Source organism: Cupriavidus respiraculi, assembly GCF_914271545.1.
Lineage (GTDB): Bacteria > Pseudomonadota > Gammaproteobacteria > Burkholderiales > Burkholderiaceae > Cupriavidus > Cupriavidus respiraculi.
In genome coordinates, this window is record NZ_CAJZAH010000002.1 from 1158937 (window position 1) to 1173792 (window position 14856).

At 67.9% G+C, this 14856-nt stretch carries 12 protein-coding genes; 11 read left to right on the top strand and 1 reads right to left on the bottom strand.

Features of this window, described 5'->3' with window-relative positions; all coding sequences use genetic code 11:
• Positions 1-59: 59 nt before the first annotated feature.
• From miaB to LDO27_RS13205, 11 genes are all read left to right on the top strand, one after another.
• Positions 60-1466 (top strand): tRNA (N6-isopentenyl adenosine(37)-C2)-methylthiotransferase MiaB, encoded by a 1407-nt coding sequence (gene miaB / locus LDO27_RS13155; protein ID WP_224042162.1) that lies wholly within the window; start codon positions 60-62, stop codon positions 1464-1466.
• Positions 1467-1537: 71 nt separating this feature from the next.
• On the top strand, positions 1538-2533 hold the full coding sequence (locus LDO27_RS13160) for a PhoH family protein (protein WP_222201941.1): 996 nt from the start codon (positions 1538-1540) through the stop codon (positions 2531-2533).
• A gap of 2 nt (positions 2534-2535) precedes the next feature.
• Positions 2536-3276 (top strand): rRNA maturation RNase YbeY, encoded by a 741-nt coding sequence (gene ybeY / locus LDO27_RS13165; protein ID WP_224042163.1) that lies wholly within the window; start codon positions 2536-2538, stop codon positions 3274-3276.
• A 175-nt stretch (positions 3277-3451) separates the two neighbouring features.
• On the top strand, positions 3452-4327 hold the full coding sequence (locus tag LDO27_RS13170; protein ID WP_224042165.1) for an HlyC/CorC family transporter: 876 nt from the start codon (positions 3452-3454) through the stop codon (positions 4325-4327).
• Positions 4324-5940, top strand: coding sequence for an apolipoprotein N-acyltransferase (lnt, locus tag LDO27_RS13175; RefSeq protein ID WP_224042167.1), 1617 nt, complete (start codon positions 4324-4326; stop codon positions 5938-5940). Before LDO27_RS13170 ends, lnt begins: the two co-directional genes overlap by 4 nt.
• 444 nt (positions 5941-6384) lie before the next feature.
• Positions 6385-7320 carry a glycine--tRNA ligase subunit alpha gene (gene glyQ / locus LDO27_RS13180; RefSeq protein ID WP_222201949.1) on the top strand — a complete coding sequence of 312 codons (936 nt, stop codon included), beginning with the start codon at positions 6385-6387 and terminating at the stop codon, positions 7318-7320.
• A complete protein-coding gene (locus LDO27_RS13185; RefSeq protein WP_224042168.1) occupies positions 7317-7907 on the top strand; it encodes a hypothetical protein in 591 nt (196 codons plus the stop codon). Before glyQ ends, LDO27_RS13185 begins: the two co-directional genes overlap by 4 nt.
• Positions 7908-8021: 114 nt before the next feature.
• Positions 8022-10145: a glycine--tRNA ligase subunit beta gene (gene glyS, locus LDO27_RS13190; protein ID WP_222201952.1), complete on the top strand. Its 2124-nt coding sequence runs from the start codon at positions 8022-8024 to the stop codon at positions 10143-10145.
• 65 nt (positions 10146-10210) lie between these two features.
• Positions 10211-10789, top strand: coding sequence for a D-glycero-beta-D-manno-heptose 1,7-bisphosphate 7-phosphatase (gene gmhB / locus LDO27_RS13195; protein WP_222201954.1), 579 nt, complete (start codon positions 10211-10213; stop codon positions 10787-10789).
• 17 nt (positions 10790-10806) lie between these two features.
• Positions 10807-11559 (top strand): lysophospholipid acyltransferase family protein, encoded by a 753-nt coding sequence (locus tag LDO27_RS13200; protein WP_224042169.1) that lies wholly within the window; start codon positions 10807-10809, stop codon positions 11557-11559.
• A complete protein-coding gene (locus LDO27_RS13205) occupies positions 11556-12398 on the top strand; it encodes a M48 family metallopeptidase (RefSeq protein WP_377747190.1) in 843 nt (280 codons plus the stop codon). The genes LDO27_RS13200 and LDO27_RS13205 overlap by 4 nt, the downstream gene beginning before the upstream one ends.
• Here the strand turns inward: LDO27_RS13205 and LDO27_RS13210 are convergent.
• A complete protein-coding gene (locus LDO27_RS13210) occupies positions 12392-14521 on the bottom strand; it encodes a hypothetical protein (RefSeq protein WP_224042170.1) in 2130 nt (709 codons plus the stop codon). The genes LDO27_RS13205 and LDO27_RS13210 overlap by 7 nt on opposite strands.
• Between the last annotated feature and the right edge of the window lie 335 nt (positions 14522-14856).

Below are 14856 nucleotides of genomic sequence, written 5' to 3' on the forward strand. Positions count from 1 at the left end.
CCATCCCGCAGTACCTGAAGCACCCTGATGCCCCCAGGTCAACCACTGAGATCGGCACCATGAACGACACCCTCGACACCCACGCCGCGGCCGGCACGGCCCCCGCTCCCAAGAAGATCTTCATCAAGACCTACGGCTGCCAGATGAACGAGTACGACTCGGACAAGATGGTGGACGTGCTCCATGCCAGCGAAGGCCTGGAGAAGACGGACAAGGTCGAGGACGCGGACGTGATCCTCTTCAACACCTGCTCGGTCCGCGAAAAGGCGCAGGAGAAGGTGTTCTCCGAACTGGGACGCATGAAGGCGCTCAAGGCCCTGAAGCCGGACCTGGTGATCGGCGTGGGCGGCTGCGTGGCAAGCCAGGAAGGCGCCGCGATCGTCTCGCGGGCGCCGTATGTCGACGTGGTGTTCGGCCCGCAGACGCTGCACCGCCTGCCCGACATGATCGCGCGCCGCCGCCGCACCGGCCATTCGCAGGTCGATATCTCGTTCCCGGAGATCGAAAAGTTCGATCATCTGCCGCCGGCCCGGGTGGAAGGCCCCAGCGCCTTCGTCTCCATCATGGAAGGCTGCTCGAAGTACTGCAGCTACTGCGTGGTGCCCTATACCCGGGGCGAGGAAGTCTCGCGTCCGTTCGAGGACGTGCTGGCGGAGGTCGCGGGCCTGGCCGACCAGGGCGTGCGCGAGGTGACGCTGCTCGGGCAGAACGTCAACGCGTATCGCGGCGCGATGGGCGGCACCAGCGAGATCGCGGACTTCGCGCTGCTGATCGAGTACGTCGCGGAAATCCCCGGCATCGAGCGCATCCGCTACACCACGAGCCATCCCAAGGAATTCACCGCGCGCCTGATCGAGACCTACGCGCGCGTGCCCAAGCTGGTCAATCATCTGCACCTGCCCGTGCAGCATGCCTCCGACCGCATCCTGATGGCGATGAAGCGCGGCTACAGCGTGCTCGAATACAAGAGCATCATCCGCAAGCTGCGCGCGATCCGGCCCGGCATGTCGATGTCCTCGGACTTCATCGTGGGCTTTCCCGGCGAGACCGACGCGGACTTCGAGAAGCTGATGGCCATGATCGAGGAGATCGGCTACGACACGTCGTTCTCCTTCATCTTCAGCCCGCGCCCCGGCACGCCGGCGGCCAACCTGCACGATGACACGCCGCACGAGGTCAAGCTCGCGCGACTGCAGCGCCTGCAGGCGACCATCGAGGAAAACGTGCAGCGGATCAGCCGCGGCATGGTCGGCAGCGTGCAGCGTATCCTGGTCGAAGGCCCGGCGCGCAAGGACCCGACGGAACTGCACGGCCGCACCGAGAACAATCGGGTGGTCAATTTCGCGCTGCCGGGCGTGCCGCAGGCCGGCCGCGACCGGCTGATCGGACAGATGGTCGATGTCACCATCACGGAAGCCTTCCCGCACTCGCTGCGCGGCGACATCGTCGTGCGCGGCCAGGACTGAGCACTGGCTTGAAGCCACGCCGGCAAACCCAAGCGGGGCGCACGCCCCGACGACTGGAGACTACCGCTTCGATGAAAACGCCCTCCGCGGAATTCGTCGCTCCGAAAGACGACAACAACCGCCTGCAGAACCTGTGCGGGCCGCTCGACGAAAACCTGCGCCAGGTCGAACAGGCGCTCGATGTCACCATCCAGCGCCGCGGCCACCGGATGACGGTGCGCGGCGCCAACGCCCGCGACGCCGCCACCGCGCTGGAGCGGTTCTACAACCAGGCGCAGACCCCGCTGTCGATCGACGACGTGCAGCTCGGCCTGGTCGAGACGCGCCAGTTCAGCGCGCACGGCGCCTCGCTGCCCGAAGGCGCGGCAGACGACGACGGCGGCGAGGACGATGAATCGCCGGTGCTGCACACCCGCCGCAGCGGCCTGCATGGTCGTACCGTGGCGCAGCGCGACTACCTGCGCAAGATCCTGTCGCACGACCTGACCATGGGCATCGGGCCGGCCGGCACGGGCAAGACCTATCTGGCGGTAGCCTGCGCCGTCGACGCGCTCGAGCGCGACGCGGTCAAGCGCATCGTGCTGACGCGGCCCGCGGTGGAAGCCGGCGAGCGCCTGGGCTTCCTGCCCGGCGACCTGGCGCAGAAGGTCGATCCGTATCTGCGGCCGCTGTACGACGCGCTGTACGACCTGCTCGGCTACGACCGCACGCAGAAGATGTTCGAGCGCCAGATGATCGAGATCGCCCCGCTCGCCTACATGCGCGGGCGCACGCTGAACCACGCCTTCATCATCCTGGACGAGGCCCAGAACACCACGCCGGAGCAGATGAAGATGTTCCTCACGCGCATCGGCTTCGGCTCCAAGGCCGTCATCACCGGCGACACCACGCAGATCGACCTGCCGCGCGGCCAGAAGAGCGGGCTGATCGAGGCGCAGCACGTGCTGCGCGACGTGCGCGGTGTAGCCGCCATCCGCTTCACCAGCATCGACGTGGTGCGCCATCCGCTGGTGGCACGCATCGTCGAGGCTTACGACGAATACCACGCACAGCACAAGGACGCCTGATCTTGACCCGCAACACCCCCTCTTCCGCCAGCCTCATCCTGTTCGACGCCGAAGGGCGCGCCCGCAAGACCCAGGCGCATGCCGTGCGGCTGCAGCTGGCGGATGGCCGCAGCGTGACCGTGGACCTGTCCCAGGCCGCAGACGGCGTGGTCTCGCTGCTGGCCGAACATACCGACGAGCGGCAACGGGCCGGCCTGCTGATGCGCCCCGACAGCCACGACGCCGTGTCGGTCGCCGTGACCGCCACGCCGCTGGTGACGACCACCGGCACGCCGGTCACGCCCCCGGCGCTCGAACTGGACGTCCAGTACGGCGACGGGATCAAGGCCGGCAAGGGCCTGCCCGCGCGCGGCCGCATCGAGACCTGGCTGCGCTCGGCGCTGTTCGCCGATGCCGAGCTGACCGTGCGCTTCGTCGGGGAGGAAGAAGGCCGCATGCTCAATCGCAGCTATCGCGGCAAGGACTATCCGACCAATGTGCTGACCTTTGCCTATGCCGAGCAAGAGGACGATCCCGTGGCCGCCGATATCGTGCTGTGCTGCCCGGTGGTCGAGCGCGAAGCCCGCGAACAGGGCAAGCCGCTGGAAGCGCACTATGCGCACCTGATCGTCCATGGCGCGCTGCACGCGCAGGGCTACGAGCACGAGGACGACGCCGAAGCGGAAGAGATGGAAGCGATCGAGACCGAGACGCTGCAGGCGCTGGGTTACGCCGACCCGTATCGCGTGCGGCCGGCGGACTGAGCGGCATGGCGGGGAAAGGGACGACGCGGGGAGAAACGGGGAAGCGAGGGTCCGGCATGCGCACCGGGCGCCGCTTGCCGGCGCGCTGGCCGGCTGCGCCCGGCCGAACCCGTCACGGAACGGCAGGTCAATTAGTGTATCCTTCCTGCGGTATCCACCACGCGCTAACCGCGCCATGAACGACCCTTACCCCAGTTCGAAAGCGGTCGACCGACCCCGGTCGCTGCTAGAACGACTCACGGACCTGATCTCTCCCGAGCCCGAATCGCGGGCCGAATTGCTCGAAGTGCTCCAGGACGCCCACGCGCGCAACCTGATCGACGCCGACTCGCTCTCCATGATCGAAGGCGTGTTCCAGGTCTCGGAGCTGACCGCGCGCGACATCATGGTGCCCCGCGCCCAGATGGACGCGATCAATATCGCGGATGCGCCCGAAGCCTTCATTCCCTATATGCAGCAGACCGCGCACTCGCGCTTTCCGGTCTACGAAGGCAGCCGCGACAACATCATCGGCATCCTGCTGGCCAAGGACCTGCTGCGCTACTACACGGACGATACCTTCGACCTGCGGGAAACGCTGCGCCCGGCGGTGTTCATTCCGGAATCCAAGCGGCTGAATATCCTGCTGCGCGAATTCCGCAATAACCGCAATCACATCGCCATCGTCGTCGACGAATACGGCGGCGTGGCGGGGCTGGTCACGATCGAGGACGTGCTGGAGCAGATCGTCGGCGATATCGAGGACGAATTCGACCTCGACGAGGACGACGACAAGATCGTGCCGCTGCCCGACCAGGCCTGGCGCGTGCATGGCCTGACCGAGATCGAGCAGTTCAACGAGGCCTTCGGCACCCAGTTCTCCGACCACGACGTCGATACGGTGGGCGGCCTGCTGTCCAACCACGTCGGCCATGTGCCCCATCGCGGCGAGGTCATCGTGCTGCCCCCGATCCGCTTCGAAGTGCTGCGCGCGGACGCGCGCCAGCTCCATCTGCTGCTGGTGCGCCGCGAACCGCAGGACAGCGCGGTCGACACCGCGGCCCACGCATGAAGCCCTCCTTGCAGGGTCTGGCCCCGGCCAGCGCCGGGCACACCGCCGCACGCGACCGCACGCTCGGCGCACGGGTGGCGCGGCTGCTGCTGGCCGGCGTGCTCGGCGTGGCCCACACCCAGGCCTTCGCGCCCCACGACTGGTGGTGGATGCAGATCCTGTCCCTGGCGGGGCTCGCCGCCATCGTGGCCGACAGCCACGGGCGGCGCGACGCCGCTGCGCTGGGCTACGCCTTCGGCATGGGCTGGTTCGTCTCCGGCATCTGGTGGCTCTATATCAGCATGCACGTCTACGGCGGCATGCCGGCATGGATGGCCGCGCTGGCCGTGCTGCTGTTTTCCGCCTATCTGTCACTCTATCCCGCATTGGCCGCGGGCCTCTGGCGCTGGACCCGCGCCCGCCGGCCCGACGCGCCGCTGCTGGGCGCGCTCGCCTTCGGCGCTGCGTGGGGCGTGACGGAATGGCTGCGCGGCGTGGTCTTCACCGGGTTTCCGTGGCTGTCGGGCGGCTATGCGCACACCGACGGCCCGCTGGCCGGCTTCGCGCCGCTGATCGGGGTCTACGGCATCGGCGTGCTGGCCGCAGCCATCGCCGCGCTGCTCGTCGTGGCGGTACGGGCACTGGGCCGGCGCGCAGAGCCGGATGCCCAGCGCCCCGCAACACGCGCCGGCATGGTCGCTCTCGGACTGGCCATCGCGGTGCCGCTCGGCGGGCTGGCGCTGGCGCCGCTGCGGTGGACCGAGCCGGTCGGCGAGCCGGTTTCCGTGCGGTTGCTGCAAGGCAACGTAGCGCAGGACATCAAGTTCGAACAGGTGGGCATCGATCGGTCGATCGCGCTGTATCGCGGCATGATCACCGCCGAGCGCGCGGACCTGGTGGTGACGCCGGAGACGGCGTTCCCGGTGGTCCTGCAGGATCTGCCGGCGGAGACCGCCGCGGCCCTGCGCGAATTCAGTACCGGCACGGGCACCGCCGTGCTGTTCGGCGCGGCGGGGATGGATTCGCCCGTGGACTACACCAACAGCGTCTTTGGCATCGGGCCGGGCTTCGCGGGACTCTATCGTTACGACAAGCACCACCTGGTGCCCTTCGGCGAGTTCATTCCGCTGGGCTTCCGCTGGTTCGTCGACATGATGAAGATGCCGCTGGGCGACTTCCGCCGCGGCGGGCTGGCGCAGCCGCCGCTGCCGGTGCGCGACATCACCGTGGCGCCCAATATCTGCTACGAGGATCTGTTCGGCGAGGAAATCGCCCGCACGCTGCGTAACCAGCCGCAGCCGGCCAATATCCTGGCCAATGTGACGAACCTGGCCTGGTTCGGCGACACCATTGCGCTGGACCAGCACCTGCAGATCTCCCGCATGCGCGCGCTGGAGACGCGCCGCCCGATGCTGCGCGCCACCAATACGGGGATGACCGCGGTGGTCGCGCCCGACGGCGCCGTGCAGGCGCGGCTCGCGACCTTCACCAACGGCACGCTCAGCGCGCAGGTGCGGGGCACGCAGGGGCTGACGCCCTACGTCCGCTGGGGCAATCTGCCGGTACTGCTGGCGTGCCTGGCGCTGATCGGCGTGGCCGGATGGCGTCGCCCCGGCCTGACGGATTCGGCCTGACTTAGCCGGAAGCCTAGCCCGCGATCCCGGCCGCGACGGACACGGCGGCAGCGGCGGCCATCACGGCCAGTGCAACGAGATAAGGTTTGCGCGAGAGCATCGACATGGCCGTGTACCCCAAAAGAAAACGAAGACCCGTGGAAATGGTTGTATCCGGGCGGCGACCCTGTCGCCCGGTCTGATTGACTGTATACAAAACGCTATCGGCACGCATCCGCCGCAGCTTGAACCCGGATCGGGATTTTCCCGAGGTCGTTGCCGCCGGCCCACACATCGCGGCCGTCCCGGGCCCGGCCCGGCGGCGCCGGCGTCCCGTGCGGTCCGGCCTTCCACGGACGGGCGCGCCGGAAAAACCCGATAGAATTCAGGGTTTGGCAAAATTCTGGCTGGTCGCGGAGGGCAGTTGCCGCCGAGCCCGCCGCCGCCCCTCATCCGTATTCGCCCATGCTGACCTTCCAACAAATGATCCTTACCCTGCAGTCCTATTGGGACCGGCAGGGCTGCGCGCTCTTGCAACCCATCGATCTGGAGGTCGGGGCCGGCACCTCGCACGTGCACACCTTCCTGCGCGCCATCGGGCCGGAGCCCTGGCGCGCCGCCTACGTCCAGCCCTCGCGGCGCCCGAAGGACGGCCGCTATGGCGAGAATCCCAACCGGCTCCAGCACTACTACCAGTATCAGGTGGTGCTCAAGCCCGCGCCGGAAAACATCCTGGAGCTCTATCTGGGTTCGCTGGAGGCACTGGGACTCGATTTGAAGCAGAACGACATCCGCTTCGTCGAGGACGACTGGGAAAACCCGACCCTGGGCGCCTGGGGCCTGGGCTGGGAGGTCTGGCTCAACGGCATGGAAGTGACACAGTTCACTTACTTCCAGCAGGTGGGCGGCATCGATTGCAAGCCGATCACGGGCGAGATCACCTATGGCATCGAGCGGTTGGCGATGTATCTGCAGAAGGTCGAGAACGTCTACGACCTGGTCTGGACGGAATGGCAGGAAAACGGCCAGACCCGCCGCCTCACCTACGGCGACGTCTATCACCAGAACGAAGTCGAGCAGTCGACCTACAACTTCGAGCACAGCAATACGGAAATCCTGTTCCGCCATTTCGCCGAGCACGAGGGCGAGGCCAAGCGCCTGATGGGCGTGGACGCCCCCGAGGGCACCGAGGCCACGCGGCTGGCGCTGCCGGCCTACGAGCAGGTCCTGAAGGCGGCGCATACCTTCAACATGCTGGACGCACGCGGCGCCATCTCGGTGACGGAACGCGCCGCGTATATCGGCCGCATCCGCAATCTGTCGCGCCTGGTCGCCCAGGCCTACTACGACTCGCGCGAGGCGCTGGGCTTTCCGATGTGCAACCGCGAGGCCGGCGCATGAACGCCCTCGCGCGCTGCGCCCTGTGCTGCGCCGTGGCGGCCGCCACGGCGAGCGCGGCGCACGCCAACGTGCGCTCGGGCGTCGATCCGCAGGCGCTGTACCTGCCGGCGGAGCTGTCCAACGTCTGCGAGGCCGATCCGCTGCAGTTGCAGCAGGCCATCACGCGCCATCTGCAGCCGGTGACCAACGCCATCGACCAGTGGACGCAGCTGGTGCGCACGTTCTCGTGCGATCTGTCCGGGTCCAGGGACCTGGGCTGGCGCCGCGTGCCGCTGCGCGCCTATGAAAGCGCGATCCGCTATCCGCTGACGTGGACCGAGACGGTGACGCGCAACGGCAGGCAGCGGCGCCTCGTGCGCACCTACCATTCCGCGGCGCAGCTGCCGCCCCGTATCGAGTTCTGGGTCGGCGGACGCATCGACGAAATCCGTTACGACCGCCACCAGCGGCGTCTGGACGCGCGTTTTTCCGCGGCCAACACGCGGTTGGCCAGCCAGTCGTCGCAGGGCGCGTGCCAGGCGACGACCTTGCAGTTCCGGCAACAGCACGGCGTATGGCTGTTGTCCGGCGTGGAGCCGCGCTGCTGACGGCCGCGGGGAGCCCGACGACGGCACCCCCGCCCCATCGCGTTGCACCTCGTTGAACCCTATTCCGGCTGCGCGCCCCGAGCGGCGCGCGCCACAACCCGCTGGATCCGATTCATGTCCCAAGCCTTGACCGACTCGCTGCTGATCGAACTGTTCACCGAAGAACTGCCGCCGAAGGCGCTGGCCCGCCTGGGCGACGCCTTTGCCCAGGGCCTGTTTGCGGGCCTGTCGGAGCGCGGCCTGGTCGACGACGGCGCCACGGTGACGCCGTTCGCCACGCCGCGCCGGCTCGCCGCGCTGGTCTCCGGCGTGCGCCGCAACGCCCCGGATCGCGAACTGCGCGAGAAGGTGCTGCCGCTGTCGGTGGCGCTGGACGCCAACGGCGAGCCGACCGCGCCGCTGGCCAAGAAGCTGGCCGCGCTGGCCCGCACGGTGGGTGTCGAATCGATCGACTGGCAGAGCCTGGAGCGCGCCTCGGACGGCAAGGCCGAGGCCTTCTTCTTCCGCTATACCGCGCGCGGCGCCGAACTCACCGCGGGACTGCAGGCGGCGCTGGACGACACCATCGCCAGGCTGCCGATCCCCAAGGTGATGAGCTACCAGCGACCGGACGGCACCACCGTCAACTTCGTGCGACCGGCCCACCGCCTGATCGCCCTGCACGGCGCCGACGTGGTGCCGGTCACCGCGCTGGGCCTGGCCGCCGGCAACACCACCATCGGCCATCGCTTCCTGTCCCAGGGCGAGATCGCGGTTCCGCATGCCACGCAGTACGCCGCCGTGCTCGAGAGCGCGGGCAAGGTGCTCGCCAGCTATGCGCAGCGCCGCGAGCGCATTCGCGAGGATCTGCTGCGCGCCGCGGGCGCCGACCGCGTGATCATGCCGGATGCGCTGCTCGACGAAGTCAACTCGTTGGTCGAATGGCCGGTGGTGTACCCCTGCCATTTCGAGGAAACCTTCCTCGCGGTGCCGCAGGAATGCCTGATCCTGACGATGCAGACGAACCAGAAGTATTTCGCGCTGACCGACGATGCCGGCAACCTGCGCAACCGCTTCCTGATCGTCTCGAACCTCGCCACCGACACACCGGAATCGATCGTCAGCGGCAACGAGCGCGTGGTGCGCCCGCGCCTGGCAGACGCCAAGTTCTTCTTCGACCAGGATCGCAAGAAGACTCTTGCCTCGCGCGTGCCGCAGCTGGCCAACGTGGTCTATCACAACAAGATCGGCACGCAGCTCGATCGCGTGCAGCGCCTGCAGCAGATCGCCGGCCATATCGCGGACGCGCTTGCCGGCGCCGGCATGGCGGTGGACAAGGCCGCCGCCATGCGGGGGGCCGAACTGGCCAAGGCCGATTTGCTGACCGACATGGTCGGCGAGTTCCCCGAGCTGCAGGGCACCATGGGCACCTACTATGCCCGCAACGACGACGAGGCTGAAGACGTGGCGCTGGCGTGCTCCGAGCACTATCGCCCGCGCTTTGCCGGCGACGCGCTGCCGGGCAATACGGTAAGCCTGGCCGTTGCGCTCGCCGACAAGCTCGAGACGCTGGTCGGCATCTGGGGCATCGGCCTGCAGCCGACCGGCGAGAAGGACCCGTTCGCGCTGCGCCGCCACGCGCTGGGCATCCTGCGCATGCTGATCGAGACGCCGCTGCCGCTGTCCATCGACGACCTGCTCGCGCTGACCGAGCGCGCCTTCGCCGGCGTGCCGGCGGTCAAGCCGGCACGCGCCGAGATCACCGAATTCCTGTACGACCGCGTGCGCGGCTACCTGAAGGACAAGGGCTACACGACGAACGAAGTCGAGGCCGTGGTAAGCCTGCGTCCGCAGCGCCTGGACGACATCATGGGCCGCATGGAGGCGGTGCGCACCTTTGCGGCGCTGCCCGAGGCGGCCGCGCTCGCCGCCGCCAACAAGCGCATCACCAACATCCTGCGCAAGAATACGGAAGCCATCGGTCCGGTCGCGCCAGCACTATTCCAGGAAGACGCCGAAAGCGCCCTGCACGCCGCCATCGAACGCGTGCGACCGGGTGTCGAGGCGGCATTCGCCGGTGGCGACTTCACCGGCGCCCTGCGCGATCTGGCGCAGCTGCGCGAGGCGGTCGACCGCTTCTTCGATGGCGTGATGGTGATGGCAGACGACGCGGCGCTGCGCGCCAACCGGCTCGCCCTGCTGTCGTCCCTGCATGCGCTGGCCAACCGGGTGGCCGATATCTCGAAGCTCGCCGCCTGACGGCGCGGCTCGATCGCACCGCCCCCACCGCCGCGCCGACCCCACCGACTCGACCGACCAGTACCATGCCGCAGACGCCGCCCAAATTCGTCATCCTCGATCGCGACGGGGTCATCAACCTCGACAGCGATCATTTCATCAAGACGCCGGACGAATGGATTCCCATCGCCGGGAGCCTCGAAGCCATCGCGAGCCTGAACCAGGCCGGCTATCGGGTGGTGGTGGCCAGCAACCAGTCCGGCATTGGACGGGGCCTGTTCGAGATGAGCGCGCTCAACGCCATGCACGAGAAGATGTACAAGGCGCTGGCGAACCTGGGCGGCCGCGTGGACGCCATCTTCTTCTGCCCGCATACCGCGGCCGACGGCTGCGACTGCCGCAAGCCCAAGTCCGGTCTGCTGGAGCAGGCCTCGGAGCGCTTCGGCATCGAACTGAAGGACGTGCCCATCGTCGGCGACTCCCTGCGCGACCTCGAAGCCGGCGTAGCCCTCGGTTGCAGCCCCCACCTGGTCCTGACCGGCAAGGGCACGCGCACGCTGCAGAAGGGCGGCCTGCCCGCCGGCACGCGGGTGCACGACGACCTGCGCGCCTTCGCCCGCTGGCTGACCCGCGGCGACCGCGCGCCGGGCACGGCCGCCTCCTGAACCGACTACCCCGCTCGATGATCTTTCTCCGCTCCCTGCTGTTCGCGCTGTTCATGCTGCTGTGGACGCCGCCCTATGCGTGCGCGTGCTTTATCGCCTTCCCGTTCATGAATGCCAACCGGCGCTACCGGTTCGTGCAGGGCTGGCCCAAGACGGTCATCGCCGCGGGCCGGCTGATCTGCGGCATCTCGTATCGCTTCGAAGGCCGCGAGCACTTCGACGCGCTGCTCGACAAGCCGGTGGTCCTGCTGTCCAAGCACCAGTCCGCATGGGAAACCATCGCCCTGGTGGCGACCATGCCCAAGCCACTGTGCTTCGTGTTCAAGCGCGAGCTGTTGCTGGTGCCCTTCTTCGGCTGGGCGCTGGGCATGCTCAAGATGGTCCATATCAATCGCAAGGAAGGCAGCCGCGCCTTTGCCTCCGCGGTGCGCCAGGGCCGCGAGCGCCTGGCCGAAGGCGCCTGGATCATCATGTTTCCCGAGGGCACGCGCACACCGTCGGGACTGGAAGCGCCGCGCTACAAGAGCGGCGGCGCGCGCCTGGCCGTGGAAACCGGCGCCACCGTCGTGCCCATCGCGTTGAATTCGGGCCGCCTGTGGCCGCGCAATTCGTTCCTGAAGTACCCGGGCGTCATCACGGTGTCGATCGGCGCGCCCATCCCCTCCGCCAACAAGACGGCGGACCAGCTCAACATCGAAGTCGCGCGCTGGATCGAGCAGGACATGCGCCGCATCGACGCCGCGAGCTACCGCCCGGGATCGCGCGCATGACGTTGCACGGCGCATCGCCTCCCCCGGGACAGCAGATGGAGCTGCCGCTGCTGAACACCGGCGGGGCCCACCCGACCACGCAGGTGCCCGAGGCCGACGCCTGGCCCAGACCGCAGCCGAATGCGCGCAAGCTCTGGGTCGGCGAACGCCTGCTGCACTACACGATCAAGCGCACCGCGCGCCGTTCCATCGGCTTCACCATCGACGACCGGGGCCTGTCCATCACCGCGCCGCGCTGGGTCACCGTGGCGGACATCGAAGCCGGCATCGTCGAAAAGCAGCGCTGGATCTTCAACAAGCTGGGCGAATGGCAGAGCCGTGAAGCGCGGCGGATGTTGCCGACCATGCAATGGCGCGACGGCGCCACGATGCCGTTCCTGGGCAAGCCCATCACGCTGCAACTGGCGGCGCCCACCGGCACGCTGCAGTTCGACGCCGACACGGCGGTGCTGCATCTGGCGCTGCCCGAGCACGCGGACGAACAGCAGATCAAGGACCGCGTGCAGGGCTGGCTTCAGCATCAGGCCCGCCGCCTGCTGGCCGAGCGGCTCGATGTCTATGCGGCCAAGCTGGGCGTGCGCCATACCGGTTTTGCGCTGACCTCGGCCACCACCCGCTGGGGCAGCTGCACCGCCGACGGCAAAATTCGCCTGAACTGGCGCCTGCTGCATTTCCCGCTGACGGTCATCGACTACGTCGCCGCGCACGAACTGGCGCATCTGAAGGAAATGAACCACGGCCCGCGATTCTGGGAGGCCGTGGAGTCCATCTTTCCGGAATTCCGCGATGCCCGCGCCGCGCTCAAGGCGCACCCGCCCGAGGTGCTGCCTACCTACTGAGTGGATGCGCCGTCCGGGTCGCTCGGCATGGCGCTGGCGCGGGCGGCATCCAGCTCGCACGCGAGCAAGCTGCCACGCAGCATGGCGAAGGCCTGAGGGGCCTGGTGGAGCAGATAGTCCGCCAGTTCGGCGTACTGCGTGGCTGAATTCGGCTTGGCGCCAGCCTTCGTGGAGCGCGTGCACAGACCCATCTCCTGTTGCAGCTCGAGAAAGCGCGCAATCAGTGTCTTGTCCACACGAACCGGCGCCACCGCATCGGGGCCAGCCGCACGTCGCGCCTGGTCGAACTGAATGAAGTCCATCAGTTTCGCGACCAACTGCATGTCGCTCCTTAGGCGGTCGCCCTGCTCCGCAAACCACGTTTTCCATGGCCCGGCCGGTAACTCATCGCCCCGCAACCCGATGCGAAGACGGGCCTGTATGCGCGCTCGCACCACCGAGCACTGGATTCTGGCGAGGGCGCATAGCCGCTCCTGCAGCACGGCAGGCTCCGACGCGAGCTCGATCGCCAGCGTTTTCGCGTCGAGCGAGTTGCGCCTGGTGGCAAAGTGGGTCTGCGCGGCGCGCCATGCGCGACCCGGCCCATTGCCAGCGAACAGTTCGCGCAGGAAAAGACCCGCCGCTCCAGTCGCGGCGATGACGTCCTTGCCGCGTGCCCGCGCCGTCGACGACGACGCATGATCGCGATAGCGGTGCCGACCGGAGCGGTCGGTCCAGGCGTGGTGTTTGCCGCAAACTCCGGCGGCGCGGCCAACGATACCCTGGAGAACCGATTCCTGCATCACCAGCCGGCGATAGAGGGATGCTCGCATGCGAAAGCCCCACCGGTTGCGCAAAGGGCGACCGTTGCCCACGGTGGCGCTCAGCGAATCCAGCGCGTCGGACAGCGAGCGGTCCAGCTGCGGATGCCGCACCGCCATATAGCTTTCGTGACGCTTGGCCCGGCCGAGGTTCAGGATGAAGTTCAGCGAACCGGCGGCCATCACGATCGCCCCGATGATCACGGCGATGGTGAACACCACCAGGATGACCGGATTGGTCGCGACGAAGCCGAAGCCGAGCAGCGCCGCACCAATTAACGCGGTCTTGGCCAGCACACCACCGGTGTAGGTGGTGGCGCCGCACAGGAAGCCAATGCTCCCGTTGCGGAACCTGAGCATGAACGTCGTGCGTTTGGCGAGCTTGGTCGTCAGAAACCGACCGTAAGCGGTCCTGGCAACCGGCCTGCCGCCCGCGCCGTCGCTGTCGGACAGGGCCGCCATGAAGAGGCCCTTGGCACGGAGGAATTCGCGGCACTGCAGCCTGCTGCGATGCACGAACGAAGATCCCAGGCACAGTGCGGACACCGCGGACAGCGGTGCGAGGACCATGGTCGCGATCGTGCCGAACACGGATACGATCGCGGACCAGGCGGCATGCTGCGCGATCCACGCGGCTACCGACATGCCCTTGGAACAGCATTTGAGGATGGGCTGTAGCAGCAGCTGCGACAGCCCGTTCATCGACATCAGGGTGCCCGAACTGGCCGCGGCCGCGCCGATACCGATCTGGGCATTGGCGGCGCGCAGTTCGCCATCGGTCCGTGCCAGCCTTGCCGCATCCTTGTGGGCGAGAGCGCGCTCCAGGCCCCGGCGATCGCTCCGGCCGCCACCGCACGGCGATGCCGTCGCCCCGGCGCTGTACACGATGCCTCCTTCAGCGGCCGCCCGCGCATGCCGGGCCATCAGATGCTCCTGCTCCAGCCTGAGCCGTTCGCGCTCGGCACGCCCATGCCGGATCTCGTCGATGCCGCCCTTGATCGCCATCGCGGCGAACGGCAGCGAAACCGCCGACACCGCGATGGTGCTGGCGATGGCCGACCAGCTGGCTTCGTACGCCGACGCGCTCATCCACCCCATGGGGTCCATGCCCATGGACATCGCCTCGGCCTGCCAGTGCGCGGCAGCCTGCCCGATTCCCGACTGCGCGATGCCGAACACCTCGCGCGCCATCGCATTGAGGCCGAAGATCGCCTCGTCAAGATCGACGATGACCGGTCCATGTTTTCCGTGCTCAGGGAGCGGCGGCTGATCGGGTACGGATGCCGCGATGTGGCCTCCGATGGAGTGTTGGGCGATGGGCACGGTACATCCTTTCGAAGAACTTCGCGGTGAACCGGAGGGAAGTGGCTGACATGGCTTCCCGGGCGCAGTCCGGCAACGCATTAGCGGCGCCAGATGCTGTCGACCCGGCGACCGAGGCAGCATCTTCGCTGCGCCCCTGTCGGAGCGCTTTCGATTCAGTCGCCGGTTTTCGGCAATCGCACGAAGCTGTCTTGCCGCGCATCGTCTGGCCCTTATGCGAGGCCGGCTCAACACGACTAAACTAACGCCCTCGACGAAAACATGCAGTACCGATCGGCCGGACTTGGCCTCCATGGCTATCCGGGCGCTCCGGCGCCACGGTCTGCGACCATAAA